Genomic DNA, 26446 nt, shown 5'->3' on the forward strand with positions numbered 1-26446 from the left:
CTTGTCGATTTAGCCATCTATGCTTCTCCTCACAGTTTGGCAGGAGTGCTGACCATGCCATCAATGGATGACTCTACCCAGCGACTTCGCAAAGAAACTCGCCTGTTCTATTTCCTGATCATTGTTCTATTTCCACTGTTGTCAGTGGCGATCGTCGGTGGATACGGTTTTTTTGTCTGGTTTCTGCAAATGCTCCTCGGCCCGCCAGGCCCTCCTAACTGATCGGCATTCCAATCTCTATCTCAACAGGGAGTACGGGTCATGGAAAAGTCGCTGCACATCGCCAGTCTGGTCGTTCATGCCCGTCCTGCCTTGTTCGAGGCAGTTAAAGCCAACCTGCGTTTGCTCAAGGGCGTTGAACTTCATCAGGAAAGTCCCGCTGGCAAACTGGTGGTTGTGTTGGAAACCGAACACGAAAGCCAGATTCTGCAGCGAATCGATCAGATCAACCGCTTGCCAGGCGTGCTCAATGCCGCACTGGTCTATCACGAGATTCTCGATGTAACGGGAGAAAGCCCATGCCTATGACTCGGCGCGAGTTTGTCAAAGCCCAGGCGGCCGGGATCGCGGCAGCGGCGGCGGGCCTCCCGGTGTTTACCTCTGCCACTAACCTGATTACCGAACAGGACATGATTTCCCTGGAGTGGAACAAGGCGCCCTGTCGTTTTTGCGGTACCGGATGCAGCGTCATGGTCGCGACCAAGGACAACAAGGTGGTGGCAACCCATGGCGATGTAAAAGCCGAGGTCAATCGCGGGTTGAATTGTGTCAAAGGCTACTTTTTATCCAAGATCATGTACGGCGTCGATCGTTTGACACAGCCGCTGTTGCGCATGACCAACGGGCAATATGACAAGCAGGGCGAGTTTCAGCCGGTGTCCTGGAAGCAGGCGTTCGATGTAATGGAGTTGAAGTACAAGGAGGCACTGAAGAACAAAGGCGGGGAATCGGTCGCCATGTTCGGGTCCGGACAATGGACTGTTTGGGAAGGGTATGCGGCCAACAAGTTGATGAAGGCCGGATTCCGCTCCAACAACATCGACCCCAATGCGCGTCATTGCATGGCTTCGGCGGTCATGGGTTTTATGCGCACCTTTGGTATCGATGAACCGATGGGCTGCTATGACGATATCGAAGTCACCGATGCATTCGTCCTGTGGGGTTCCAACATGGCGGAAATGCACCCGATTCTTTGGAGTCGGGTCACCGATCGCCGTTTGAGCCAGCCGAATGTCAAAGTGGCCGTGCTCTCCACGTTCGAACATCGCAGTTTTGAACTGGCCGACATTCCGATGGTGTTCAAACCGCAGACGGACTTGCTGATTCTCAACTACATCGCCAACCACATCATTGAAAGCGGTTCGGTCAACCAGGACTTCGTCAGCAGACACACCAAGTTCGCCAAAGGCACGGATGACATCGGCTACGGTTTGCGCCCTGATAATCCGCTGGAGATGAAGGCCAAGAACGCCGACAAGGCGAACACCTGGACCGACATCGACTTCGAGCAGTTCGCCGCGTTCGTCAAACCCTACACCCTGGAGCGCACCGCGAAGGAAACCGGGGTGCCGGCCGAGCGCCTCAAGGCATTGGCCGAACTGTATGCCGACCCCAAACGCAAGGTGGTTTCGTTCTGGACCATGGGCTTCAACCAACACACCCGGGGCGTGTGGGCCAACAACCTGATCTACAACATTCACCTGCTGACCGGGAAAATCAGCGAACCGGGCAACAGTCCTTTCTCGCTGACGGGCCAGCCTTCGGCTTGCGGGACGGCGCGGGAAGTGGGCACGTTCTCCCATCGGCTGCCGGCCGACCTGGTGGTCACCAACCCGGCGCACCGCGCCACCGCGGAGAAAATCTGGAAACTGCCGGCGGGCACCATCAAGGAAAAGGTCGGGTTCCATGCCGTGCAGCAGAGCCGCATGCTTAAAGACGGTGTGCTCAATGTGTACTGGACCATGGCCAGCAACAACATGCAGGCCGGGCCCAACATCATGCAGGAAGTGTTGCCGGGGTGGCGCAACCCCGAGAACTTCGTGGTGGTGTCGGATGTGTACCCCACCGTTTCGGCGCAGGCAGCGGATCTGATATTGCCCACGGCCATGTGGGTGGAGAAGGAGGGTGCTTACGGCAACGCGGAGCGGCGTACGCAGTTCTGGCATCAGCTGGTTTCGGCACCGGGCGACGCCAAGTCAGACCTCTGGCAACTGGTCGAGTTTTCCAAGCGCTTTAAAACCGACGAAGTCTGGCCGGCGGAGTTGCTGGATAGCTCGCCGCAATTCAAGGGCAAGACCCTGTACGAGGTGCTGTTCAAGAACGGCCAGGTCGATCAGTTCCCCGTGGAGCAAATGGCGGCGGGCTATCAGAACGACGAAGCCAAGGACTTCGGTTTCTACCTGCAAAAAGGCCTGTTCGAGGAATATGCCCAGTTCGGCCGAGGGCATGGTCATGACCTTGCACCCTTTGATCGTTATCACTCCGAGCGAGGCTTGCGCTGGCCTGTCGTCGAAGGCAAGGAAACGCTGTGGCGCTTTCGCGAAGGCTACGACCCCTATGTCGAGAAGGGCAGTGGCGTGCAGTTCTACGGCTACCCCGACAAGAGAGCAATTATCTTCGCGCTGCCTTACGAGCCGCCTGCGGAAGCCCCGGACGCGGACTTCCCGTTCTGGTTGAGCACCGGACGGGTGCTTGAGCATTGGCACACCGGGACCATGACCCAGCGTGTCGAAGAACTCTACAAAGCGGTACCCGATGCGCTGGTCTACATGCACCCGGCCGATGCCAAGGCCTTGAATGCCCGGCGTGGCAGCGAAGTGAAGCTGATCAGTCGGCGCGGCGAGATGCGTGCCCGAATTGAAACCCGTGGGCGCAACAAACCGCCACAGGGCCTGGTGTTCGTGCCGTTCTTCGACGCCAACAGGCTGATCAACAAAGTTACGCTCGATGCGACGGACCCTATCTCCAAGCAGACCGATTACAAAAAATGCGCGATCAGGATTGAGTTGATCAAGACGGCATAAGGAGCGCTTTGATGAATGTTCGTTCGCTGTCCCTGCTTGCCGCGCTGCTGATCTGGCTGCCCGCGACATTTGCGGCCGACCCCGGTTACCCGCTGGATGCACCGGCGCCGGATGGCCGGCGAGTCGGTGGGACCCTGACCCAGGAGCTGCCGGCACCGCCCATTGCCGAAGACGAGAACAAGGACCTCAAGCGAGAGCGCAATTACCCCGAGCAACCGCCCACCATCCCCCACAGCATTCGCGGCTATGCCATCGACATGAACAGCAACAAGTGCCTGACCTGCCACAGTCGCGCCAACAGTGCGCGCACCCAGGCGCCGATGATCAGCATCACGCACTACATGGACCGTGACGGCCAGGCACTGGCGGCGGTGTCGCCGCGCCGGTACTTCTGCAACCAGTGTCACGTACCGCAGAAAGACGTGAAGCCACTGGTGAACAACAGTTTCAAGAATATCGACCAGGTGCTGCAAGACGAAATCAATCGCCAGCCGAAACCTTGAGGAGAGGCCATGAAATCGTTGCTTGCCTTGCTCAAGGATTATTGGGGTGTATTGCGTCGGCCCAGCGTGCATTACAGCCTGGGCTTCCTGACCCTTGGCGGGTTTATCGCCGGGGTGATTTTCTGGGGTGGGTTCAACACTGCGCTGGAAGCGACCAACACCGAGAAGTTCTGCACGTCCTGCCACGAAATGCGCGACAACGTGTTTGTCGAGTTGCAGGAAACCATTCACTACACCAATCGCTCGGGCGTGCGCGCCACGTGTCCGGACTGTCACGTCCCCCACGAGTGGACGCACAAGATCGCGCGCAAGATGCAGGCGTCCAAGGAAGTCTGGGGCAAGCTGTTCGGCACGATCAGCACCCGGGACAAGTTTCTCGGCATGCGCCGGGAACTGGCCGAACATGAGTGGGCGCGGCTCAAGGCCAACGACTCCCGAGAGTGTCGCAACTGCCATAACTTCGAGTTCATGGACTTCACTCGCCAGAGCAAACGTGCGGCCAACATGCATTCCACGTCATTGGCCAGCGGCCAGGCAACGTGTATCGATTGTCACAAGGGCATTGCCCACAAGTTGCCCGATATGAGTGGCGTAAAAGGCTGGTAGCCAGCGTTTATTGGTGTTGCCACCAAACGGCAGAAGCGCGCCGGTTTTTCGTCTTCGATACCGTGTTCATTTTTCCTCTGATTAGCCTCAAACCCCGTGTTTCAAAGGGGTTTGAGTCGCTGCGCGAAAGTTGGTCTGCAAATTGCTACAACCTGCGCAACACAGGTTGGGGCGGCAACCGTCCGGCATGCAGAGGAAAGAGTGTGGACAAGTACCTTTATGTGGCAATGACCGGCGCCAGCCAGAATGCACTGGCGCAAAAGGCGCATGCCAACAACCTCGCGAACATCTCCACCAACGGCTTCCAGAAAGACCTGGAACAGGCGCGTTCGATGCCGGTGTTCGGTGACAGCTTTCCGGCGCGTGCGTTTGCCCTGTCTGAACGCCCGGCCACGGATTTCTCCCCCGGTGCGTTGGTGGAGACCGGCCGCGACCTCGACGTTGCCGTGCAAGGCAATGGCTGGATCGCCGTGCAGAATCCAGACGGTGGCGAAAGCTACGTGCGCACCGGCAGCCTGAACGTTGATGCCCTGGGCGTGCTGCGCGCCGGCAACGGCATGCCGGTCATGGGCAATGGCGGGCCGATTGCCGTGCCGCCCGAGCAGCAGATCGAAGTGGGCGAAGACGGCACCATCAGCATCCGTGCGATGGGCGAAGGCCCTCGCGTGATGGCGGAAGTCGACCGCATCAAGCTGGTCAACCCGGACTTCAAGAACATGACCAAAGGCCTGGACGGTTCAATCCACACCAGGGACGGACAGCCGGCGCAAGCCGATGCCAACGTCAAGCTGGTGTCCGGGTTCCTCGAGGCGAGCAACGTCAATGCCGTGGAAGAGATGACCTCGGTGCTGGCCCTGGCCAAGCAGTTCGAGCTGCATATCAAGATGATGAACACCGCCAAAGAAGATGACCAGGCCATGGCTCGGGTCTTGCAGATCAGCTAATTACCAGAACGTCGCGCCGTAAAACAGGCGCACGAGGAGAATCGAATGCTTCCGGCTCTATGGGTTGCCAAAACAGGTCTGTCTGCCCAGGACACCAACCTGACTACCATTTCCAACAACCTGGCCAACGTGTCGACCACGGGTTTCAAACGTGACCGCGCCGAGTTCCAGGACTTGCTCTACCAGATCAAGCGTCAGCCAGGCGCCCAGTCGACCCAGGACAGCGAACTGCCGTCGGGTCTGCAACTGGGTACCGGTGTGCGCATCGTCGGCACCCAGAAAAACTTCACCGCCGGCAGCCTGCAAACCACCGAGCAGCCGCTGGACATGGCCATCGACGGTCGTGGTTTCTTCCAGATCCTGCAACCGGACGGCACCACGTCCTATACCCGTGACGGTACCTTCCACCTGGACTCCAACGGCCAGATCGTCAACGCCAGTGGCTTTGCCCTGGAACCGGCGATTGTGATTCCGAACGATGCCCAGACTTTCACGGTCGGTCGCGACGGCACCGTGTCCGTCACCGTACCTGGCAACGCTGCGTCCCAAGTGATCGGCAACCTGCAAACCGCCGACTTCATCAACCCGGCCGGCCTGCAAGCGGTGGGTAACAACCTGTTCCTGGAAACCGCCGCCAGTGGCGCACCACAAGTCGGCACGCCGGGCCTGGCCGGTTTCGGCACCACGCTGCAGAACACCCTGGAAACATCGAACGTCAGCACCGTTGAGGAGATGGTCAACATGATTACCACCCAGCGCGCCTACGAGATGAATTCCAAGGTGATCTCCACCGCCGACCAGATGCTCTCGTTCGTAACGCAGAATCTGTAATCAAGTCTATGAGGCGGCCATGAGGTCGCCTGCAGCACCGTGAGGTAGGGTCATGAATCGCTATGCATTTGTTCTGGCACTGAGTGGGATCACCGCGCTCGCAGGCTGCGTGCCTGTGCCGCCCAAGCCCAATGACCCTTATTACGCTCCGGTGTTGCCGCGCACGCCGTTGCCGTCTGCGGCGAACAATGGTTCGATCTATCAGGCCGGTTTTGAACAGAACCTGTACAGCGACCGCAAGGCGTACCGGGTGGGCGACATCATCACCATTACGCTCAACGAAAAAACCCAGGCCAGCAAAAACGCGAACTCGCAGATCGGCAAGAACAGCAAGACCGACATCGGCCTGACCTCGTTCTTTGGCGGTGGCCTGAGCACCAACGATCCGATCGGCAGTGGCGACCTGAGCCTCGATGTGGGCTACAGCGGCGACCGCGCGACCAAGGGCGACAGCAAGGCCGCGCAGGGCAACACCCTGACCGGTTCGATCACCGTGACCGTCGCCGATGTGCTGCCCAACGGCATCATCGCGGTACGCGGCGAGAAGTGGATGACCCTCAACACCGGTGACGAACTGGTGCGGATTGCCGGTCTCGTTCGTGCTGACGATATCGCCACCGACAACACTGTGTCGTCGACCCGTGTCGCCGATGCGCGCATCACCTACTCGGGCACCGGTTCGTTTGCCGATGCGAGTCAGCCAGGCTGGTTCGACCGTTTCTTCCTCAGCCCGCTGTTTCCTTTCTAGGTGGCTTTCCAGTTGAGCACGTTGAACTTTAAACACCTTCTGGTGGCCGCCCTGATGCTGTCCGCAGCTTTCAACGCTCAAGCCGAGCGCCTGAAGGACATCGCCAGCATTTCCGGCGTGCGTTCCAACCAATTGATCGGTTACGGCCTGGTGGTCGGGCTTAACGGCACCGGTGACCAGACGACGCAAACCCCGTTCACCCTGCAGACCTTCAACAACATGCTCTCGCAGTTCGGCATCAAGGTGCCGCCGGGTTCGGGCAACGTGCAGTTGAAGAACGTCGCGGCGGTGTCGATCAGCGCTGATCTGCCGGCGTTCGCCAAGCCGGGGCAGCAGGTCGACATCACCGTGTCGTCCATCGGTAACTCCAAGAGCCTGCGCGGTGGCACCTTGCTGCTGACGCCACTCAAGGGTATCGACGGCAATGTCTACGCAGTGGCCCAGGGCAACCTGGTGGTTGGCGGTTTCGATGCCGAAGGTCGCGACGGCTCGAAGATCACCGTCAACGTTCCGTCGGCCGGTCGCATCCCTGGCGGTGCGTCGGTTGAACGTGCGGTACCGAGCGGGTTCAACCAGGGCAACAGCCTGACCTTGAACCTCAACCGTTCCGACTTCACCACGGCCAAGCGCATCGTCGACAAGATCAACGACATGCTCGGCCCTGGCGTGGCCCAGGCCATCGACGGTGGTTCGGTGCGTGTTACGGCGCCGCTCGATCCAAGCCAGCGCGTTGACTACCTGTCGATCCTGGAAAACCTGGAAATCGATCCGGGCCAGGCGGTGGCGAAAGTCATCATCAACTCCCGTACCGGCACCATCGTGATCGGCCAGAACGTCAAGGTGTCCCCGGCCGCCGTGACCCACGGCAGCCTGACCGTGACCATCACCGAAGACCCGATCGTCAGCCAGCCCGGCCCTCTGTCCAATGGCACCACGGCCGTGGTTCCGCGTTCGAAGGTCAACGCCCAGCAGGAAGCCAAGCCGATGTTCAAGTTCGGCCCGGGCACCACCCTCGACGAAATCGTGCGTGCGGTGAACCAGGTCGGCGCGGCGCCGGGTGACTTGATGGCGATCCTTGAAGCCCTGAAACAGGCTGGCGCGCTGCAAGCCGACCTGATCGTGATCTGAGGACGGCGCGCATGGACATGCACAAGAGCGGTCTGGTCAGCAGCAGTGATTCGGGCGCTTACTCGGACCTTAATCGACTGAACCAGCTCAAGGTCGGCGACAAGAACAGCGACGGCAACCTGCGCAAGGTGGCGCAGGAGTTTGAGTCGCTGTTCCTCGGGGAAATGCTCAAATCCATGCGCTCGGCGACCGAAGCGCTGGGCCAGGACAATCCGCTCAACACGCCAGCCGCCAAGCAATACCAGGAAATGTACGACCAGCAACTGGCCGTTTCCATGTCCCGCGAGGGCGGCGGTATTGGTCTGGCGGACGTGCTGATGCGCCAGATGTCGAAGAACAAACCGCTGGCCCCGGGCGAGGCTGCCGCCGCGTCGGCTGCCAAGCAAGAGGCCGCGAAAGCGGCAGCGGTAACGCCGGTGGCTGCCGGCACGGTCGCGCTCAACGGGCCGTTGTCGCGGGTCAACGGCCAGCGTCCGTTGTGGGCGTCGCGCTCGCTGCATACGCCGCAGGAAGCGGGCGAGGGCGCCCATCGCAATGACATGGCACTGATCAATCAGCGACGCCTGGCGCTGCCGCCGAAATTGGCCGATCGCTTGCTCGCCGGGCTGGTGCCTTCTGCGACAACTGCCGCAGCACCGGTCAACGCAACCCGGCTGCCACAACGCACCACCCCTACTGGCGGAACCGGTCCGTTGTACAACGGCGACTGGCTGGCCAATGCGCAGCAAGCCTCCGGCGGCGGCATGCAGATCTACGGTCGCGCCATGGCGCAGATTCCTTTGGCGCCGGCGAAGAAAGCCTTCAGCTCCGCCGACCAGTTCGTCAACACCATGTTGCCGATGGCCAAGGAAGCCGCCGCCCGCATTGGTGTCGATCCTCGTTATCTGGTCGCCCAGGCCGCTCTCGAAACTGGCTGGGGCAAGTCGGTCATGCGTGCTCAGGACGGCAGCAGCAGCCACAACCTTTTCGGCATCAAGGCCGGCAACAGTTGGCAGGGCAATTCGGCGCGGGCGATCACCAGCGAATTCAGAAATGGCGAGATGGTCAAGGAGACGGCGCAGTTCCGTTCCTATGACTCTTACAAGGACAGTTTCCACGACCTTGTGACGCTCTTGCAGACCAATAATCGCTATCAAGATGTCGTGAAGTCGGCCGATAACCCGGAACAGTTTGTACGCGAGTTGCAAAAAGCCGGTTACGCAACCGACCCGGACTACGCAAGCAAGATTTCGCAGATAGCCAGGCAGATGACGAGTTACCAAAACTACGCTGCGGCGAGCGTTTCAACGAATTTATAAGGTTTGAACCATGAGTTTGCTCAACATCGGAATGTCCGGGCTTAACGCCAGTCAGGTGTCGTTGGCGACTGTCGGCAACAACATTGCCAACGCCAACACGGCTGGCTATTCACGTCAGCAAACAGTTCAGAGCAGCAATACGTCGAACCTGAATGGCGGCGTGTTTATCGGCAGCGGCACGACCCTGGCCGATGTGCGTCGGGTGTATAACGCCTACCTCGACAATCAGTTGCAAACCAGTACCTCGCTCAACAGCGATGCCAACGCCTATCTCGAGCAGGTCAGTCCGCTCGACAAGCTGTTCTCCGACAAGACCACGGGGATCAGCGCGGTATTGAGCAGCTTCTTCGCTGCGGTTCAAACCTCCGCAGGCACGCCGAACGACACCGCTTCGCGGCAGTTGCTGCTGACCAACGCGCAAACCTTGAGCAACCGTTTCAACGCCCTCGCGTCGCAGATGCAACAACAGAGCGAAGGGATCAACAGTCAGTTGACGACACTGACCGATAAGGTCAATCAGCTGACGACGTCGATTGCATCGTTGAACCAGCAGATTTCCCAGGCCAGCAGCTCGACCGGCAGCGGCCCGAGCAACCTGCTGGACGCTCGAAACGAAGCCGTTCGTACACTCAACGAACTGGTCGGGGTGACGGTCCAGGAGCAAAACGGCAGCTACAACGTATCCCTGGGCAACGGCCAGTCGTTGGTGCTGGGCAACACGGCGAATACGCTTTCCACTGCCCGCACAGGGATCGACAAGAGCCAGGTGTCGATCGTAGTCAACTCGCCGTCGTCCTCCAGTGACGTCACCTCGGTCATCAGCGGCGGCAAGATCGGTGGCCTGCTGCGTTATCGCGAAGACGTGCTTGCGCCGGCAATGAATGATCTGGGGCGCACCGCCCTGGTGGTGGCCGACAAGATCAACAGCCAGTTGGGCCAGGGCCTCGACGCCAACGGCGAATTCGGTGCTTCGTTGTTCTCCAGCATCAACAGCGCCGCGGCGATCAGCCAGCGCAGCCTGGCGTCGTCGAACAACAGCGCCGGCTCGGGCAATCTGGACGTCACCATCAGCAACTCCAGCGCACTGACCACCTTCGATTACGCAGTGACCTTTACCGCTGCGGACAAGTACACCGTCAAGCGTTCCGACGGCGAGGACATGGGCTCTTTCGACCTGACCCCGGCGGCAGAGATCGATGGCTTCAAGCTGGACCTCAATGGCGGTGCTCTGCAGGCCGGTGACACCTTCAAAGTGAGCCCGACCCGTGGCGCGGCGAGCGCCATCACCACCCAGCTGACCGACTCGAACAAGCTCGCGTTTGCCGGACCGCTGGTTGCCAACAGCAGTACGAGCAACGGCGGCACCGGTGCATTGACCCCGCCGGCGCTGTCCATTCCGTTGGACATCTACAGCGGCACCGACCTGGCAGACCTGCAAGCGGGCATCAAGAACTCCATGCCGGTGACACTCGCCTTCAAGGAAGCGGTGGGTGGCAGTCAAGGCTACGAAGTGTTCGACGCCACAGGGAAGAGCATCGGCCAGGGCACCATCGTGCCAGGCCAAAGCAATGATCTGACGATCAACGTTCCGATGCTCGACGCGTCCGGCGCACCGATTGCTGGCCAATCGTTTTCGTTCAACACGACCGTCAGCGGCTCGCCTTCGAAGAACGACAAGTACGAAGTCGCGTTCAACGTCGACGGCAAGAAAGACAACCGCAACGCCAACGAACTGTTGGGTTTGCAGACCAAGGCCACCGTGGGCGTGACAGGCGGCAACGCCGGCATGAGCATGACCACCGCCTACAGTCGCCTGGTCGAGCAGGTCGGTGCCAAGGCCAGCCAGGCCTTGGGCGACAGCTCCGCCACCGGGGCGATCCTGTCCCGCGCCAAATCGGAGGTCGCCTCGGTGTCCCAGGTCAACCTGGACGATGAGGCCGCCGACCTGGTCAAGTTTCAGCAGTACTACACCGCGTCGTCGCAGATCATCAAGGCCGCGCAAGAAACGTTCAGCACGCTGATCAACAGTCTTTAAGGGAGTCTTCGACGATGCGCATTTCCACCGCCCAGTATTTTGAGACAAGTGCGGCCAAGTACCAGAACAACTTTTCCTCGATTGTGAAGACTCAGGAGCAGATCACTTCCGGCGTGCGGATTCAGAGCGCGGGCGATGATCCGGTTGGCGCGGCGCAGTTGCTGATGTTGCAGCAGCAGAAGGACATGTTGGGGCAGTACAGTGCGAACATGGGCAGTATCAAGTATTCGTTGGCCAATGAAGAGAGCGTACTGGATAACATCAATACCGCCTTGCAGCGTGCTCGCGAACTGGCGTTGAGTGCCGGTGACGGCGGCAAGAGCGATGCTGATCGCAAGTCCATTGCCGCCGAGCTTGGCGAGATCGAAGCCAACGTACTGAGCCTGCTCAACAGCAAAGACCCTTCGGGCAATTACATGTTCGCGGGTTCGAAGTCGTCTACAGCTCCTTATGTGCGTAACAACGACGGCACCTATACCTATCAGGGTGATGACACTCAGCTGAGTCTGCAGGTGTCCAATACCTTGTCGATCACCGTCAATGACACGGGTAAAAGTATCCTGGAGTCGGCGACCAACTCGGGACGTACCCAGGCCATTCTGGATCCGTCCAAGCCCAATGATGGCACCGTTTCGGTGTCTGCCGGCTTGATGAACTCCAATGCGGCGTACACCAAGAACTTCACTGCCGGTGAGCCCTACGAACTGAAGTTTGTCGACAGCACGCATTACACCGTCGCCGACAAGGATGGCAATGACATCACTTCAGAACTGCCTGGTAATGGTGTATTCGACGCGAACAAAGAAGGCGGCTCGAGCATCAGCCTGCGCGGCGTGCAATTCGATATCACCCTGCGCCTCAAGGCGCCCGTCGACCCGGTCACCAACTTGCCCATGACCCCTGACGAAGAGGTCAAGGATCACGTGTTCGCGTTGGGCAGCAAGCCCGACAGCTTCAACGCTTCCCGGACCCCGAGCAATGATTCCACGGCAGTGGTCACAGGCTCCGGCATTGCGGACCCGGCAGCCTACGTGAACGGGTTCCCGAATACCGGCGTGGTGGTCAAGTTTACCGACGCCACCAATTACAAGGTCTATGCCCAGCCTATGGGGGCGAACAGCCAGTCGATCGGTGGCGGTGCGCTCACCGCTGGCTCGATCACGGTTGCCGGGGTAAAGCTCGACTTTACCGGCGCTCCGCAAGCGGACGATCAGTTCGTAGTGGGGGCGAGTGGCCATAAGACCCAAAGTGCCCTCGACACGTTGAGCCAGCTGCGCCAGGTTCTGGAAACGCCTTCTGATGAAAGTGTCATGCAGCAGATCAAGCTCAAGGACGCTTTGAACTCGGCCATCGGCAACCTGGCCAATTCCAGTGAGCAGGTTCTGAGCGTGCAGGGTGCAATCGGTGCGCGGTTGAATTCCGTGGATTTCGCCACTACCGAAAATACCAGCCTTGATCTGACAAATGCGAGCATGCAGGCAGCGATCGGTAATACCGATGTGGCGACTGCATCGATCGACCTGGCCTTTCAGCAGTCCTTGCTGCAGGCCTCGCAACTGGCGTTTGTGAAAATCGCCCAACTGAGCCTGTTCAACAAGCTTTGATCCCTTCCAGATTGCCGGCATCCAGGATGCCGGCAATGTCGCCTCTCTCCTTCGCTATCGCGTTTCGCTCACTTCTCGGTTTTTTGTCTGCCAAAGTGTGGTGGATCGCTTGTTTGTGGCTGGACGTTTAGTGCCAGCCACGCATAATGCGTGACCTGAGAGTCATAAAGCGCATCTTCACTGTATTGTGTAAAAAAGGATGGGCAGGGGGATGACCCTTGCCGGGCGTGTTTTCAGGGTTTCTGGAGCGTCTGTGCCGTATTTTTTTCGCTCGGTGAAATCCAGTATTGTCGTACCTCTCGGTCTTGCGAGCGGTGATCTCCAGCTATTTAGTATTGGGAAGCCACAATGATTGGCATAAAAAGCATTGCCAGCTACGTGCCTGCGAGCGGGCTGGATAACTATGCTCAGGGCGCGAAGTTCGAGAAGGATGAAGAGTTCATCCTCGGGAAAATCGGTTCGGCGTTCCTGCCGCGCAAGGATGCTACTCAGGAAACCTCGGACCTGTGTGTAGAAGCGGCCAATGCGCTGTTCGCCAACAATCCACAGCTCGACCGTCAATCCATCGACGTGTTGATCGTCGTCACCCAGAACGGTGATGAAGAGGGCTTGCCGCACACCTCGGCCATCGTCCAGGACAAGCTCGGCCTGTCGACCAACGTCGCCGCCTTCGACATCTCCCTGGGTTGTTCCGGTTACGTTTACGGTATTTATGCGATCAAAGGCTTCATGGAGGCGGCAGGGCTAAAAAATGGCCTGCTGATCACCGCAGACCCGTATTCGAAGATCGTCGACCCGGAAGACCGCAACACCACCATGCTGTTCGGCGACGCCGCCACAGCGACCTGGATGGGTGAAGAGGCGGTCTGGCAGCTGGGCAAGGCCAAATTCGGTACCGACGGTTCGGGTGCACCGCACCTGAAGGTGACCGATGGCGTGTTCTACATGAACGGGCGTCAGGTGTTCAACTTCGCCCTGCTCAAAGTGCCGGCGCACTTGCACGAATTGCTCAATGAGTCCGGTCTGACGTCCCAGGATGTCGACGCCTTCTGCATTCACCAAGGCAGTGCGGCCATCGTCGATGCCGTGGCGCGGCGATTCGAAGGTGAGCCGGAGAAGTTCATCAAGGACATGGTTGAGACCGGGAATACCGTGTCGTCGAGCATTCCGTTGCTGCTGGAAAAACACATGTTCGACTCCACCTGGCGGCGTGTGGCGATCAGTGGTTTCGGTGTGGGCCTGTCTTGGGGATCGGCGCTGATTCATCGCTCCTGACGCGTTAGTTATCCAACGCCAAAGAAAACGCCCATGACCAACGGTCATGGGCGTTTTTTCGTTCTGGGGTATTAGCGCAGGGCCTTGAAACCCAAGGAGTGGCACGTTGCTAGTAAAAAAATTCAAAAAAGCCCTCAAGCAACCTGCTTTCACGACGATAACCATTACGAAGGTTCTCTAGGCCATACCCGGCGGTTGCCAGGGCCGGAAGCCGCAGTACCCAACCAACGAGGAATTCGTCATGGCTTTATCAGTAAACACCAACATTACGTCGTTGACCGTTCAGCGTAACCTGAACAAAGCCGGCGATGCTCTGGGCACTTCGATGACCCGCCTGTCTTCCGGCCTGAAAATCAACAGCGCCAAAGACGACGCTGCCGGCATGCAGATCGCCAACCGTCTGACCTCCCAGGTCAAAGGCATGACCGTTGCGATCAACAACGCCAACAACGGTACTTCCATCGCCCAGACCGCTGAAGGCGCGATGCAAGAATCCACCAACATCCTGCAGCGTCTGCGTGAGCTGGCCCTGAACTCCGCGAACGGTGACAAAAGCGCCGCTGACCGTGATTCCCTGCAACAGGAATTCACTGCCAAGGTTGGTGAGCTGACCCGTATCGCTGCTACCACCACTTTCGGTGGTCGTAACCTGCTGGACGGTACTTTCCAGAACGTTGGCTTCCAGATCGGTTCCGACGCCAACCAGACCATCTCGTTCGGTATGAGCGACATCAGCGCTACCGGCCTGAAAGGTACTTACAGCGAAGCGACCGTAGCGGGCTCGACTACTACGCTGTCGGCCTCGGTGATTGGTAATGCGTCTGCGCTGGCAGGCACTCCTGCTACCACGACCACTCCGAGTATTCTGACTGGTGCTGTTTACGCTGATACAACCGGCGCTGAAAACTTTACTATCAACGGCGCTCCTATAGCCGTCGGCGCTTCTGCTGACATCGATGCAGCTGTCACCGCTATTTCAAACGGTCTGACTACCGCAGGTAACACTGACATCACTGTTGCCAAGAATGGTGCAGGCGATGCGCTCGTCCTGACGTCGGCATCTGGTGCAGCCATCAACATTGTCGGCACAACTACTTCCGGTTTGAGCGCAGGTACGACATCGACCGGTACACCCGTTACTACCCCTGCTGTACCAGGTGTACTGAATGGCGCAGCTGAAATTAATATCAACGGGACGAACGTGTCCTTCGCCTCCGGCATCGATCTCGCCGCTGTCGTATCTAAAATCAATACTGACAACCTGACTCAGAACTTTGGCGTCACCGCTAAAGCAACTGACGGGCGCCTTGAGCTGACTTCGACCGATGGTAAAGCGATCAAGCTGGGTAACGGCACTGGCGCTGCTGTCAACGGCGGCGCAGGCGCACTGGCCAAGCTGGGTCTGTCTGCTGGTACTACCGAAGCCAAGTTGGCTGGTGCTACCTCGGTCAGCCTGAACGGTACCGAAGTGAAATTCACTGCTGGTTCGACCATGGCTGACATCGTTTCGTCGATCAACAGCGCAAGCACCGGCGTTACCGCCAGCGTCAACAAGACCGACAACTCCCTGCAGTTGTTCTCCACCAAAGACATCACCATCGCTGATGGTAGCTCGGGTAACGGCCTGAGCACTTTGGGTCTGACCACTGCTGCCGCCGCGACCACCAAAGCCATCAAAATGGAAACCACCGTTGCCGACCTGAGCGTTCTGACTTCGGCTAGCGCCCAGCAGACCATCCAGGCCCTGGACGGCGCGATCCAGCAGATCGACACTCAGCGTTCGCAACTGGGTGCGGTGCAAAACCGTTTCACCAGCACCGTTGCCAACTTGCAAAGCATCTCGGAAAACTCCACCGCAGCCCGTAGCCGCGTACAGGACGCCGACTTCGCTTCCGAAGCCGCTGAACTGACCAAGCAACAAACCCTGCAACAGGCGTCCACCGCGATCCTGTCCCAGGCTAACCAACTGCCATCCGCTGTTCTGAAGCTGCTTCAGTAATCTCGGTATCGGTTGATTAACGGAAGGGCGCGTTTACGTGCCCTTTCGTTTTTTTCAGTTTTGAGGTGATGTCATGGATATGAGCATTAAGCTGAACGCGCATTACCCTGCCGGTGCAACCCAGGCTGGCAGCGCCTCTGTCATTCAGGCGCAGCCTGTGGTCGAGAAAGACTCCGCGCCTGCGGACGAGACCCGGCGAGTTGCCCTGGAGAAGGCTGTAACCGATATTCGCGAGTTCGTTCAATCGACTCAGCGCAACCTGGATTTTTCCATCGATGACTCGACCGGTCGTGTCGTGGTCAAGGTGATAGCAACCGAAAGTGGCGAAGTGATTCGGCAGATTCCGTCAGAGACGGCGCTGAAACTTGCACAAAACCTGAGTGATGCCAGCAGCCTGCTGTTTGATACCAAGGCCTGATCTGGCATGAAATGTGTTTCTGACTGCCGTTAAGGCGCTATTCGCCAATAAAACGGCAGCCACAGGACAAGGAGAAAGCAGATGGCGAGTTCAACGATTACCGGCGTGGGTTCGGGCTTCGATACCCAGGGCATTGTCAAAGCCCTGGTCGCGGCCGAAAAAGCCCCCAAGCAAACCCAGATTACCAACCAGCAAAAAGACACCACGATTCAGTTGTCGGCAGTCGGCTCGGTGAAGGGCGCGCTGGAGGCATACCGCACCGCAATCAGCAAATTGAACAACGTGTCTGCCTTCAACGGCTTGGCGGGTACTTCGTCCGAAGACAAGAACGTCAAGGTCACCCTGGGCGATGGCGCGTCCAGCGGCAAGTACACCGTCGTCGTGCAGGATCTGGCTACGTCCTCGAAAGTCACCAGCAAGTTGTTTGCGGGTGGTGCAACGGGCAAGGCCAACACCACTGATGAAGCGCAGACGCTGACCATTACCCAGTCCGGCAAAAGCTACGATGTGTCGATTCCGGGTGGCGCGACCCTGAGCCAGGTGCGCGAATCGATCAATACCCAGCTTTCGGCCCAGGGTATCAGCGCCAACATTCTGAGTGATGCCAATGGTGCGCGCCTGGTTGTTGGTTCCACCACCACGGGCGCAGGCACCGACATTACCCTCAGTGGCAACTCCGAACTGGCCCAAGGCTACGACACTGGCGTGGCGGCGAAGAACGCCAAGTACACCATCGACGGCATCGCGCTGGAGTCCACGACCAACAAAGTGACTTCCGCCATCAGTGGTGTGACCCTGGATCTGCTTGCCAGTGACAAAGACAAGCCGATCACAGTCAATGTGGAAAGTAACTCTGCCACCCTGAAGACTTCGGTGCAGTCGTTCGTCACGGCCTACAACGCCTTGATGACCAGCATCAATACCCAGACCAAAGTCACCGCCACGGGCGATGCCTCGACCACCACGTCAGGCGCCCTCACGGGGGACGCATCGATGCGTCAGCTGGTGGCGAGCCTGCGCAGCGAGCTGGTCAACAGTTCGGGTTCGACCAGCATGACCGGACTGGCACAGATCGGCGTGACCACCGACCAGAAAACCGGGCTCTTGAGCCTGGATGACAAGGCGTGGGAAAAAGCGGTGGTCAAGAGCTCTGGTGATATCGCGAAGCTTTTCACCGGCGACGACGGTTTGATCACCCGCATGAACAAGGCGACTGACGCTTATGTAGGGACCGCCGGGCTTCTGGCCTCGCGTGTCACCGATCTGAACACCAAGTTGACCGACCTGACCACCCAGCAGTCGGACCTTGATCGTCGCATGGAAAGTATGCAGACGTCCCTGACGGCCAAGTACACGGCGATGGATACCCTGATCGCCAAGCTCAACGCCAGTAGCTCGAGCATCATGACAACGCTCAACTCGTTGAATAATCCGAAGTCGGATTGATCCATGAGGGAAAACCTCGGGAATTGATGCCGGATGGCCTCGGCTTTTTGGCCGAATTAAAGTTTTATGCGACGCAGTCGACAAAATGAACAGAGAGTTTTTTCGCCTGTAGCCTGTTACGAGGTAGCAACATGAATCCTATGAGAGCCCTTCGTCAGTATCAGAAGGTCAATTCCCACGCTCAGATATCCGAGGCCAGTCCTCATCGTCTGATTCAGATGCTGCTTGAAGGTGGTCTGGATCGACTGGCTCAGGCCAAGGGTGCACTGGCTCGCGGGGATATCGCCCAGAAGTGCCTGTTGATCACCAAGGCAATCGACATCATCACCGGTCTGCGCCAGGGTCTGGATGCGGAGAAGGCCGAAGATCCAGCCTCGATCGAACAGCTCGACAGTCTCTACGAATATATGAATGCGAGATTGGTGCAAGCCAACGCCGGCAATGACCCGCAAATCATCGACGAGGTCGTGAGCCTGCTCGTTACCGTGAAAAGCGGCTGGGATGCAATCGGCACCCCACAGGCCTGATGGCCGAGGATGACGTCATGAGTCAAGCACTCCAACGGATCGAACAAACCCGTGAAGCCTTGGTCGATGCCCTGGCCGAGCGCAACTGGGACGCCATCGGCGAACTGGATGCAGCTTGCCGGGAATGCGTCGAAGAAGTACTCAGCGAAGCACCCGTCGATGAAGACGCTGTTCGCAGCAATCTGGAAGGATTATTGGCGGTGTACAAAGATTTATTGACGGCGACAATGGGCGAGCGTCAGGCGATAGTCGAAGAGATGTCGCAGATGAACCAAGCGAAGAGCGCGGCAAAGGTTTACCATCTGTTTGGTTAATTAATCCCGCGGTTAATCCAGATATGTGCGCCATAAATTTGACTGTGCACGGTTTTTTGACTTAACTAGTGTGGCTGGTTCCAGGTTTCAGTCGTCTTCAGGCATATCAGGCCTGCAAGCGTTTAGCTTGCCCCAGCATTTTGGGCATTGAGTTGACTAGGGAAGTTGCTATTGCATGTGGCGTGAAACCAAAATTCTGCTGATTGATGACGATAGCGTCCGCCGCCGCGACCTGGCGGTGATCTTGAATTTTCTCGGTGAAGAAAATTTGCCTTGCGGCAGCCATGACTGGCAGCAGGCCGTCGGCTCTTTGTCGTCAAGTCGTGAAGTCATCTGTGTCCTGATCGGCACGGTCAATGCGCCTGGCGCAGTTGTGGGCTTGTTAAAGACACTCGCAACCTGGGATGAGTTCCTTCCGGTTTTGCTGATGGGCGATAATTCTTCCATTGACCTGCCTGAAGACCAGCGTCGTCGCGTGCTGTCGACCCTCGAAATGCCGCCCAGCTACAGCAAGCTGCTCGATTCGCTGCACCGTGCCCAGGTCTATCGCGAAATGTATGACCAGGCCCGTGAGCGCGGTCGTCATCGCGAACCCAATCTGTTTCGTAGCCTTGTCGGCACCAGCCGGGCGATTCAGCATGTCCGTCAGATGATGCAGCAAGTGGCCGACACCGATGCCAGCGTGTTGATCCTCGGCGAGTCCGGGACCGGCAAGGAAGTGGTTGCGCGTAACCTGCATTACCATTCCAAGCGCCGCGAAGCGCCGTTCGTGCCGGTCAACTGCGGGGCGATCCCGGCCGAGTTGCTGGAAAGCGAATTGTTCGGTCACGAGAAGGGCGCGTTCACTGGTGCTATCACCAGTCGTGCCGGGCGTTTCGAGCTGGCCAATGGCGGCACGCTGTTCCTCGATGAAATCGGCGACATGCCGCTGCCAATGCAGGTCAAGCTGCTGCGCGTATTGCAGGAACGCACCTTCGAGCGCGTGGGCAGCAACAAGACCCAGAGCGTCGACGTGCGCATCATCGCCGCCACCCACAAGAATCTCGAAAGCATGATCGAGATCGGCACCTTCCGCGAAGACCTGTACTACCGCCTGAACGTGTTCCCGATCGAGATGGCGCCGCTGCGCGAGCGCGTCGAAGACATACCGCTGCTGATGAACGAGTTGATCTCGCGCATGGAGCACGAGAAGCGTGGTTCGATCCGTTTCAACTCAGCCGCCATCATGTCCCTGTGCCGCCATGGCTGGCCGGGCAACGTCCGCGAGCTGGCCAACCTGGTGGAGCGCATGGCGATCATGCACCCCTATGGCGTCATCGGTGTGGTCGAATTGCCGAAGAAATTCCGCTACGTCGACGACGAAGACGAGCAGATGGTCGACAGCCTGCGCAGCGATCTCGAAGAGCGCGTGGCCATCAATGGGCATGCCCAGGACTTCAACGCCGGCGCCATGCTGCCGCCGGAAGGTCTGGACCTCAAAGACTATCTGGGCGGGCTCGAGCAAGGGCTGATTCAGCAGGCGCTGGATGATGCCAATGGCATCGTGGCGCGTGCCGCTGAGCGCCTGCGCATCCGTCGAACCACCCTGGTGGAGAAGATGCGCAAGTACGGCATGAGCCGTCGTGACGGTGATGAACAGGCGGATGATTGACGCCCGTTTTTCAACTTGTTCATTTGTAAGCGATTTTTTTTAGGCACGGGTATTGCTACGTCCCTCGCAACGTTCCGTTTCACTGACGGTCAACCAAGCGAGAGAGCACAATGCCCCAAGCCGCCCAGATGTCTCCTGTTCCTGATGCTTCGGAGTCATCGTCGTCCGTCGAGCAGGCGAGCCGGATGGGGCTTGAGCAGGCGTTCGCACTGTTCAATCAGATGTCCAGTCAATTAACCGATTCCTACAGCATGCTGGAAGCCCGGGTCACCGAGCTCAAGGGCGAGTTGGCGGTGGTCAGCGCGCAACGCATGCAGGAGCTGGCCGAAAAGGAACGCCTGGCCAACCGTCTGCAAAACCTGCTTGATCTGTTGCCTGGCGGGGTCATTGTCATCGATGCCCAAGGCATCGTGCGCGAGGCCAATCCGGCGGCTTGCGAGCTGCTCGGCCTGCCGCTCGAAGGCGAGTTGTGGCGTCATGTCATCGCCCGCTGCTTTGCGCCGCGCGAAGACGACGGGCATGAAGTCTCCCTCAAGGATGGTCGGCGCCTGTCGATAGCCACGCGCTCGCTGGATGCCGAGCCCGGTCAGTTGGTGCTGCTCAATGACCTGACCGAAACCCGCCACCTGCAGGATCAACTGGCGCGCCACGAGCGTTTGTCGTCCCTGGGGCGCATGGTCGCTTCCCTGGCCCATCAGATTCGCACGCCGTTGTCGGCGGCGTTGCTGTATGCGAGCCATTTGACCGAACAGGAGTTGCCGGTCGCGACCCAGCAGCGCTTTGCCGGGCGTCTCAAGGAGCGCTTGCACGAGCTGGAGCATCAGGTGCGCGACATGCTGGTGTTCGCTCGTGGCGAGCTGCCGTTGACTGATCGCGTGACCCCTGGCCAGTTGATGCAGTCGCTGCAGGCTGCCGCGCTGACTCAGGTGCAGGATCTGCCGATCCGTTGGCAGTGCGACAGTCATTGCGGGGAGTTGCTGTGCAATCGCGACACCCTGGTCGGCGCGATCCTGAACTTGATCGAAAACGCCATTCAGGCCAGCGCCGGCGATTTGCGTCTGAAGGTTCATCTCTACACCCGTGGCAGCAGTCTGTGCCTGAGTGTCAGCGACAGCGGCAGCGGTATCGACGACGCCGTGCTGGCGCGTCTGGGTGAGCCGTTCTTCACCACCAAGACCAACGGAACGGGCCTTGGGCTGACCGTGGTCAAGGCCGTGGCGCGTGCGCATCAGGGAGAATTGCGCCTGCGTTCGCGACTCGGTCGCGGTACTTGCGCGCAAGTGATTCTGCCGTTGTTCAGCGGCACCCAGGGAGTGGAGTGACGGGCATGGGCATCAAGGTTTTACTGGTTGAGGACGACCGCGCTTTGCGCGAAGCACTGGCGGATACGCTGTTGCTGGCGGGGCATGATTACCAGGCTGTGGGCTCGGCGGAAGAGGCGTTGGTGGCGGTGGGCAGCGAGGCTTTCAGTCTGGTGCTCAGCGACGTCAACATGCCGGGCATGGACGGGCATCAATTGCTCGGCTTGCTAAGGGCACGCCAGCCGCAATTGCCGGTGTTGCTGATGACCGCCCATGGTGCGGTGGAGCGCGCAGTCGACGCGATGCGCCAGGGCGCGGCGGACTATCTGGTCAAGCCGTTCGAGCCCAAGGCGCTGCTCGACTTGGTGGCGCGTCACGCCCTGGGCAATCTGGGTGTGACTGACCATGACGGCCCGATTGCGTTCGAGCCGGCCAGCACCCAGTTGCTGGAACTGGCGGCGCGTGTGGCGCGCAGCGATTCCACGGTGTTGATCTCCGGGGAGTCGGGGACCGGCAAGGAAGTGCTGGCGCGGTACATCCATCAGCATTCCCATCGCGCCAATCAGCCGTTTGTGGCGATCAACTGCGCAGCGATACCGGACAACATGCTCGAAGCTACCTTGTTCGGCCACGAAAAGGGTTCTTTCACCGGCGCCATCGCCGCGCAGGCGGGCAAGTTCGAACAGGCTGACGGCGGGACGCTGCTGCTCGATGAAATTTCCGAAATGCCCCTGGGGCTTCAAGCCAAGTTGCTGCGGGTGCTTCAGGAGCGCGAAGTTGAGCGGGTGGGTGGGCGCAAGCCGATCAGTCTGGATATCCGCGTGGTTGCCACGACCAATCGGGATCTGGCGGCAGAGGTTGCGTCGGGGCGCTTCCGTGAAGATCTTTTCTATCGTCTGTCGGTGTTCCCTTTGGCCTGGCGGCCTCTGCGCGAGCGCACCGCCGATATCCTGCCGCTGGCCGAGCGTCTGCTGGCCAAGCACGTCAATAAAATGAAGCACGCGCCAGCCCGGCTGTCGCCCGAGGCTCAGGCGTGTCTGGTCGGTTATCCGTGGCCGGGGAACGTGCGGGAGTTGGACAACGCGATCCAGCGCGCCTTGATTCTTCAGCAGGGCGGGTTGATTCAGCCGCAGGATTTTTGTCTGGTCGGGGTGGTGGCCTGCGCGCCGTTGCCCGTTGCGTCGGCGGAGCCTGTTCGTGCCTCGCAAAGCGAGCCTGAATCAGTCGGTGCCTTGGGTGACGACCTGCGTCGCCGTGAATTCCAGATGATCATCGACACCTTGCGCACCGAGCGCGGTCGCCGCAAAGAGGCGGCGCAGCGCCTGGGCATCAGCCCGCGAACCCTGCGCTACAAGCTGGCGCAAATGCGCGATGCCGGCATGGATGTAGAGGCTTACCTGTTCGCGACCTGAGGGTCTGGCGAACAACCCTGTTCACCACATCCGATCCTGTAGGAGCAGGCTTGCCGGCGAATCGATGGTGGCTGTGACGCCGCTTTCGCTGGCAAGCCAGCTCCTACAGGGGGTGAGATGTCTGGAAAGGGCTTTTGTTAGGTGAGGTCATGGAGCTGGCACCCTTGTTGCTAACACCTCAGTGCCCGCCGCGTGAGTGTCAAAAAATTGCGGGTCGCCCAAGAGAGTAGATCATGAGCCAAGGTATCGAATTTAATCGATTGATGCTGGATATGCGCGCCATGCAAATGGATGCCATGTCTGCGCCGAAATCGACTGCCGCCGTCCCGGAACTGGCGGGCAGCAGCTTTTCCGACATGCTCGGTCAGGCCGTCAATAAAGTGAACGACACCCAGCAGGCTTCTACTCAGTTGGCCAGCGCTTTCGAAATCGGTAAAAGCGGTGTCGACCTGACGGACGTGATGGTTTCCTCGCAGAAAGCCAGCGTCTCATTCCAGGCGCTGACCCAAGTGCGCAACAAGCTGGTTCAGGCCTACCAAGACATCATGCAGATGCCGGTTTAAAGGACGAGATTGAGTCATGGCAGAAGCAGTCGCCGATAACGTTCCGGCCAAGTCCACCTCAAACGACGGCAAGCCGCCGCTGTTCGGGTTGTCCTTTCTGGAAAACCTCTCCGAGATGACCGTGTTGCGTCAGGTAGGCCTGTTGGTTGGCCTGGCAGCGAGCGTGGCGATTGGTTTTGCCGTGGTGTTGTGGTCCCAGCAGCCGGACTATCGGCCTCTGTACGGCAGCCTTGCCGGTATGGACGCCAAACAGGTCATGGATACCCTGGCCTCGGCCGATATTCCCTACACCGTCGAACCGAACTCCGGCGCGTTGTTGGTCAAGGCCGAAGACTTGTCCCGTGCGCGGCTCAAGCTCGCGGGCGCTGGTGTCACGCCCAGCGATGGCAACATCGGCTTTGAGATTCTCGACAAGGAGCAAGGCCTGGGGACCAGCCAGTTCATGGAGGCGACCCGTTATCGTCGTGGTCTCGAAGGCGAACTGGCCCGCACCATTTCCAGCCTGAACAACGTCAAGGGTGCCCGTGTGCATCTGGCGATTCCGAAGAGTTCGGTGTTCGTGCGCGACGAACGCAAGCCCAGTGCTTCGGTTCTGGTTGAGTTGTATTCCGGTCGTTCGCTGGAGCCGGGGCAGGTCGTGGCGATCATCAACCTGGTGGCGACCAGCGTCCCTGAACTGAGCAAGTCGCAGATCACCGTGGTCGACCAGAAGGGCAACCTGCTCTCCGATCAGGCGGAAAACTCCGAACTGACCATGGCCGGCAAGCAATTCGATTACAGCCGTCGCATGGAAAGCATGCTTACCCAGCGTGTGCACAATATTCTGCAGCCGGTGCTGGGCAATGATCGCTACAAAGCCGAAGTCTCGGCCGACGTGGATTTCAGCGCCGTCGAATCGACCTCCGAGCAGTTCAACCCGGACCAACCGGCGTTGCGCAGCGAGCAGTCGGTCAACGAACAACGCACCGCCAGCAATGGCCCGCAAGGGGTGCCGGGTGCCCTGAGCAATCAGCCACCGGCGCCGGCCTCCGCGCCGCAAACCACCGGTGGCGCCACGGCGTCGGCGGGCATGGTGCAACCAGGTCAGCCGCTGATCGATGCCAACGGTCAGCAAATCATGGACCCGGCCACCGGCCAGCCGATGCTCGCGCCGTATCCGGCGGACAAGCGTCAGCAATCGACCAGGAACTTCGAGCTGGATCGTTCGATCAGCCACACCAAGCAACAGCAGGGTCGATTGAATCGCCTGTCGGTGTCGGTCGTGGTCGACGATCAGGTCGTGATCAACCCGGCCAACGGTGAAACCAGCCGCGCGCCCTGGAGCGCCGATCAATTGGCGCGCTTCACGCGGCTGGTTCAGGATGCAGTCGGTTTCGATGCCAGCCGTGGCGACAGTGTCAGCGTGATCAACATGCCGTTCTCCGCGGAGCGCGGAGAGGTGATTGCCGAAGCTGCGTTCTATTCCCAGCCGTGGTTCTGGGACATCGTCAAGCAACTGCTGGGTGTGCTGTTCATTCTGGTGCTGGTGTTCGGCGTGCTGCGTCCGGTGCTCAACAACATCACCGGTGGCGGCAAAGACAAGCAACTGGCCGGCATCGGCAGCGATGTCGAACTGGGTGGCATGGGCGGTCTGGATGGCGAACTGGCCAACGACCGTGTCAGCCTCGGCGGCCCGCAAAGCATTCTGCTGCCGAGCCCAAGCGAAGGCTATGACGCTCAGTTGAACGCAATCAAGAGTCTGGTGGCTGAAGACCCGGGTCGCGTGGCCCAGGTCGTGAAAGAGTGGATTAACGCAGATGAGTGATAACCGAGCCGCTACCGTCAAACTCAACAAGGTCGACAAAGCCGCGATCCTGTTGCTGTCACTGGGCTCAACCGACGCTGCCCAGGTGCTGCGCCACATGGGGCCCAAAGAGGTTCAGCGTGTGGGCATGGCCATGGCGCAGATGGGCAATGTGCATCGCGAGCAGGTCGAGCAGGTCATGCGAGAGTTCGTCGACATCGTCGGCGACCAGACCAGCCTGGGCGTCGGCTCCGACGATTACGTGCGCAAGATGCTCACCCAGGCGTTGGGCGAAGACAAGGCCAACGGCCTGATCGACCGCATCCTGCTCGGCGGCAACACCAGCGGCCTCGACAGCCTGAAATGGATGGAGCCACGTGCCGTCGCCGACGTGATCCGCTACGAGCACCCACAGATCCAGGCGATCGTGGTGGCCTACCTCGATCCGGACCAGGCCGGTGAAGTGCTGGGCAACTTCGACCATAAGGTGCGCCTGGACATCATTCTGCGGGTTTCATCGCTGAACACGGTGCAGCCGGCAGCCCTGAAAGAACTCAACCAGATTCTCGAGAAGCAGTTCTCCGGCAACTCGAATGCCTCGCGCACCAACCTGGGCGGCATCAAGCGCGCAGCGGACATCATGAACTTCCTCGACAGCTCGATCGAAGGCCAGCTCATGGACTCGATCCGCGAAGTCGACGAAGACCTGTCCGGCCAGATCGAAGACCTCATGTTCGTGTTCAACAACCTGGCCGATGTCGACGATCGCGGCATTCAGGCGTTGCTGCGCGAAGTGTCCTCGGACGTGCTGGTGCTCGCGCTCAAAGGCTCGGACGAAGGCGTCAAGGAAAAGATCTTCAAGAACATGTCCAAGCGTGCAGCCGAACTGTTGCGCGACGACCTGGAAGCCAAAGGCCCTGTGCGCGTCAGCGATGTCGAAACCGCGCAGAAGGAAATCCTCACCATCGCCCGCCGTATGGCCGAAGCCGGAGAAATCGTGCTCGGTGGCAAGGGCGGCGAGGAAATGATCTGACCCC

24 protein-coding genes are annotated in these 26446 nt (G+C 59.3%); all 24 read left to right on the forward strand.

The window, feature by feature from the left end; all coding sequences use genetic code 11:
- Nucleotides 1-54 precede the first annotated feature (54 nt).
- The 24 genes from AD668_RS07660 to fliG all read left to right on the forward strand — a co-directional run bounded on the left by AD668_RS07660 (nucleotide 55) and on the right by fliG (nucleotide 26442).
- Nucleotides 55-222, forward strand: a complete 168-nt coding sequence (locus tag AD668_RS07660; RefSeq protein ID WP_172681808.1) for a periplasmic nitrate reductase, NapE protein — start codon at nucleotides 55-57, stop codon at nucleotides 220-222.
- Nucleotides 223-261: 39 nt separating this feature from the next.
- Nucleotides 262-528: a chaperone NapD gene (locus tag AD668_RS07665; RefSeq protein ID WP_053156535.1), complete on the forward strand. Its 267-nt coding sequence runs from the start codon at nucleotides 262-264 to the stop codon at nucleotides 526-528.
- Complete coding sequence (gene napA, locus AD668_RS07670) at nucleotides 519-3023, forward strand: nitrate reductase catalytic subunit NapA (RefSeq protein WP_053156540.1); 2505 nt, start codon at nucleotides 519-521, stop codon at nucleotides 3021-3023. Before AD668_RS07665 ends, napA begins: the two co-directional genes overlap by 10 nt.
- Nucleotides 3024-3034: 11 nt before the next feature.
- Entirely contained in the window at nucleotides 3035-3526 is a 492-nt protein-coding gene (locus AD668_RS07675) for a nitrate reductase cytochrome c-type subunit (protein WP_053156543.1), read from the forward strand.
- 9 nt (nucleotides 3527-3535) lie between these two features.
- Complete coding sequence (locus AD668_RS07680) at nucleotides 3536-4132, forward strand: cytochrome c3 family protein (protein ID WP_053156547.1); 597 nt, start codon at nucleotides 3536-3538, stop codon at nucleotides 4130-4132.
- Between the two features lie 203 nt (nucleotides 4133-4335).
- A complete protein-coding gene (locus AD668_RS07685) occupies nucleotides 4336-5076 on the forward strand; it encodes a flagellar basal body rod protein FlgF (RefSeq protein WP_053156550.1) in 741 nt (246 codons plus the stop codon).
- Nucleotides 5077-5121: 45 nt separating this feature from the next.
- Nucleotides 5122-5907, forward strand: a complete 786-nt coding sequence (gene flgG / locus AD668_RS07690) for a flagellar basal-body rod protein FlgG (protein WP_053156553.1) — start codon at nucleotides 5122-5124, stop codon at nucleotides 5905-5907.
- Nucleotides 5908-5959: 52 nt separating this feature from the next.
- Complete coding sequence (gene flgH, locus AD668_RS07695; RefSeq protein WP_053156556.1) at nucleotides 5960-6655, forward strand: flagellar basal body L-ring protein FlgH; 696 nt, start codon at nucleotides 5960-5962, stop codon at nucleotides 6653-6655.
- 54 nt (nucleotides 6656-6709) lie between these two features.
- Complete coding sequence (locus AD668_RS07700) at nucleotides 6710-7783, forward strand: flagellar basal body P-ring protein FlgI (protein WP_256220598.1); 1074 nt, start codon at nucleotides 6710-6712, stop codon at nucleotides 7781-7783.
- Between the two features lie 11 nt (nucleotides 7784-7794).
- A complete protein-coding gene (gene flgJ / locus AD668_RS07705) occupies nucleotides 7795-9081 on the forward strand; it encodes a flagellar assembly peptidoglycan hydrolase FlgJ (RefSeq protein WP_053156559.1) in 1287 nt (428 codons plus the stop codon).
- A gap of 10 nt (nucleotides 9082-9091) precedes the next feature.
- Nucleotides 9092-11116 carry a flagellar hook-associated protein FlgK gene (gene flgK / locus AD668_RS07710; RefSeq protein WP_053156562.1) on the forward strand — a complete coding sequence of 675 codons (2025 nt, stop codon included), beginning with the start codon at nucleotides 9092-9094 and terminating at the stop codon, nucleotides 11114-11116.
- Nucleotides 11117-11130: 14 nt separating this feature from the next.
- Nucleotides 11131-12720: a flagellar hook-associated protein 3 gene (locus AD668_RS07715; RefSeq protein WP_053156564.1), complete on the forward strand. Its 1590-nt coding sequence runs from the start codon at nucleotides 11131-11133 to the stop codon at nucleotides 12718-12720.
- Nucleotides 12721-13068: 348 nt separating this feature from the next.
- Nucleotides 13069-13995 carry a ketoacyl-ACP synthase III gene (locus AD668_RS07720; protein WP_053156566.1) on the forward strand — a complete coding sequence of 309 codons (927 nt, stop codon included), beginning with the start codon at nucleotides 13069-13071 and terminating at the stop codon, nucleotides 13993-13995.
- 241 nt (nucleotides 13996-14236) lie between these two features.
- A complete protein-coding gene (locus AD668_RS07725; RefSeq protein ID WP_053156569.1) occupies nucleotides 14237-15994 on the forward strand; it encodes a flagellin in 1758 nt (585 codons plus the stop codon).
- Between the two features lie 73 nt (nucleotides 15995-16067).
- A complete protein-coding gene (locus tag AD668_RS07730; RefSeq protein WP_053156571.1) occupies nucleotides 16068-16412 on the forward strand; it encodes a flagellar protein FlaG in 345 nt (114 codons plus the stop codon).
- Nucleotides 16413-16493: 81 nt separating this feature from the next.
- Nucleotides 16494-17858 (forward strand): flagellar filament capping protein FliD, encoded by a 1365-nt coding sequence (gene fliD, locus AD668_RS07735; RefSeq protein WP_053156572.1) that lies wholly within the window; start codon nucleotides 16494-16496, stop codon nucleotides 17856-17858.
- A gap of 131 nt (nucleotides 17859-17989) precedes the next feature.
- A complete protein-coding gene (gene fliS, locus AD668_RS07740; protein WP_053156575.1) occupies nucleotides 17990-18385 on the forward strand; it encodes a flagellar export chaperone FliS in 396 nt (131 codons plus the stop codon).
- Between the two features lie 17 nt (nucleotides 18386-18402).
- Entirely contained in the window at nucleotides 18403-18699 is a 297-nt protein-coding gene (fliT, locus tag AD668_RS07745) for a flagellar protein FliT (protein WP_053157081.1), read from the forward strand.
- 175 nt (nucleotides 18700-18874) lie between these two features.
- A complete protein-coding gene (locus AD668_RS07750; RefSeq protein WP_053156578.1) occupies nucleotides 18875-20350 on the forward strand; it encodes a sigma-54 dependent transcriptional regulator in 1476 nt (491 codons plus the stop codon).
- Nucleotides 20351-20478: 128 nt separating this feature from the next.
- Nucleotides 20479-21672, forward strand: a complete 1194-nt coding sequence (locus tag AD668_RS07755) for a PAS domain-containing sensor histidine kinase (RefSeq protein ID WP_172681809.1) — start codon at nucleotides 20479-20481, stop codon at nucleotides 21670-21672.
- A gap of 5 nt (nucleotides 21673-21677) precedes the next feature.
- Nucleotides 21678-23063, forward strand: a complete 1386-nt coding sequence (locus AD668_RS07760; RefSeq protein WP_053156584.1) for a sigma-54 dependent transcriptional regulator — start codon at nucleotides 21678-21680, stop codon at nucleotides 23061-23063.
- Nucleotides 23064-23296: 233 nt separating this feature from the next.
- Nucleotides 23297-23626: a flagellar hook-basal body complex protein FliE gene (gene fliE / locus AD668_RS07765; RefSeq protein ID WP_053156587.1), complete on the forward strand. Its 330-nt coding sequence runs from the start codon at nucleotides 23297-23299 to the stop codon at nucleotides 23624-23626.
- Nucleotides 23627-23642: 16 nt separating this feature from the next.
- Nucleotides 23643-25430: a flagellar basal-body MS-ring/collar protein FliF gene (fliF, locus tag AD668_RS07770; protein WP_053156589.1), complete on the forward strand. Its 1788-nt coding sequence runs from the start codon at nucleotides 23643-23645 to the stop codon at nucleotides 25428-25430.
- Nucleotides 25423-26442, forward strand: coding sequence for a flagellar motor switch protein FliG (gene fliG / locus AD668_RS07775; protein WP_053156594.1), 1020 nt, complete (start codon nucleotides 25423-25425; stop codon nucleotides 26440-26442). Before fliF ends, fliG begins: the two co-directional genes overlap by 8 nt.
- Nucleotides 26443-26446: the final 4 nt, after the last annotated feature.

The organism is Pseudomonas sp. P1.8 (genome assembly GCF_001269805.1).
Taxonomy (GTDB): Bacteria; Pseudomonadota; Gammaproteobacteria; order Pseudomonadales; family Pseudomonadaceae; genus Aquipseudomonas.

Excerpts from the sequence above, each read along its gene's own strand:
- AD668_RS07680 (WP_053156547.1), top strand. The coding sequence starts at position 3,536 with ATGAAATCGTTGCTTGCCTTGCTCAAGGATTATTGGGGTGTATTGCGT.
- fliS (WP_053156575.1), top strand. The coding sequence starts at position 17,990 with ATGAATCCTATGAGAGCCCTTCGTCAGTATCAGAAGGTCAATTCCCAC.
- AD668_RS07725 (WP_053156569.1), top strand. The coding sequence starts at position 14,237 with ATGGCTTTATCAGTAAACACCAACATTACGTCGTTGACCGTTCAGCGT.
- AD668_RS07750 (WP_053156578.1), top strand. The coding sequence starts at position 18,875 with ATGTGGCGTGAAACCAAAATTCTGCTGATTGATGACGATAGCGTCCGC.
- flgG (WP_053156553.1), top strand. The coding sequence starts at position 5,122 with ATGCTTCCGGCTCTATGGGTTGCCAAAACAGGTCTGTCTGCCCAGGAC.
- AD668_RS07755 (WP_172681809.1), top strand. The coding sequence starts at position 20,479 with ATGTCTCCTGTTCCTGATGCTTCGGAGTCATCGTCGTCCGTCGAGCAG.
- flgH (WP_053156556.1), top strand. The coding sequence starts at position 5,960 with ATGAATCGCTATGCATTTGTTCTGGCACTGAGTGGGATCACCGCGCTC.
- AD668_RS07700 (WP_256220598.1), top strand. The coding sequence starts at position 6,710 with ATGCTGTCCGCAGCTTTCAACGCTCAAGCCGAGCGCCTGAAGGACATC.
- AD668_RS07730 (WP_053156571.1), top strand. The coding sequence starts at position 16,068 with ATGGATATGAGCATTAAGCTGAACGCGCATTACCCTGCCGGTGCAACC.
- fliE (WP_053156587.1), top strand. The coding sequence starts at position 23,297 with ATGAGCCAAGGTATCGAATTTAATCGATTGATGCTGGATATGCGCGCC.
- AD668_RS07660 (WP_172681808.1), top strand. The coding sequence starts at position 55 with ATGCCATCAATGGATGACTCTACCCAGCGACTTCGCAAAGAAACTCGC.
- AD668_RS07675 (WP_053156543.1), top strand. The coding sequence starts at position 3,035 with ATGAATGTTCGTTCGCTGTCCCTGCTTGCCGCGCTGCTGATCTGGCTG.
- AD668_RS07760 (WP_053156584.1), top strand. The coding sequence starts at position 21,678 with ATGGGCATCAAGGTTTTACTGGTTGAGGACGACCGCGCTTTGCGCGAA.
- AD668_RS07665 (WP_053156535.1), top strand. The coding sequence starts at position 262 with ATGGAAAAGTCGCTGCACATCGCCAGTCTGGTCGTTCATGCCCGTCCT.
- flgJ (WP_053156559.1), top strand. The coding sequence starts at position 7,795 with ATGGACATGCACAAGAGCGGTCTGGTCAGCAGCAGTGATTCGGGCGCT.
- flgK (WP_053156562.1), top strand. The coding sequence starts at position 9,092 with ATGAGTTTGCTCAACATCGGAATGTCCGGGCTTAACGCCAGTCAGGTG.
- fliG (WP_053156594.1), top strand. The coding sequence starts at position 25,423 with ATGAGTGATAACCGAGCCGCTACCGTCAAACTCAACAAGGTCGACAAA.
- AD668_RS07720 (WP_053156566.1), top strand. The coding sequence starts at position 13,069 with ATGATTGGCATAAAAAGCATTGCCAGCTACGTGCCTGCGAGCGGGCTG.
- fliF (WP_053156589.1), top strand. The coding sequence starts at position 23,643 with ATGGCAGAAGCAGTCGCCGATAACGTTCCGGCCAAGTCCACCTCAAAC.
- AD668_RS07715 (WP_053156564.1), top strand. The coding sequence starts at position 11,131 with ATGCGCATTTCCACCGCCCAGTATTTTGAGACAAGTGCGGCCAAGTAC.
- fliD (WP_053156572.1), top strand. The coding sequence starts at position 16,494 with ATGGCGAGTTCAACGATTACCGGCGTGGGTTCGGGCTTCGATACCCAG.
- napA (WP_053156540.1), top strand. The coding sequence starts at position 519 with ATGCCTATGACTCGGCGCGAGTTTGTCAAAGCCCAGGCGGCCGGGATC.
- fliT (WP_053157081.1), top strand. The coding sequence starts at position 18,403 with ATGAGTCAAGCACTCCAACGGATCGAACAAACCCGTGAAGCCTTGGTC.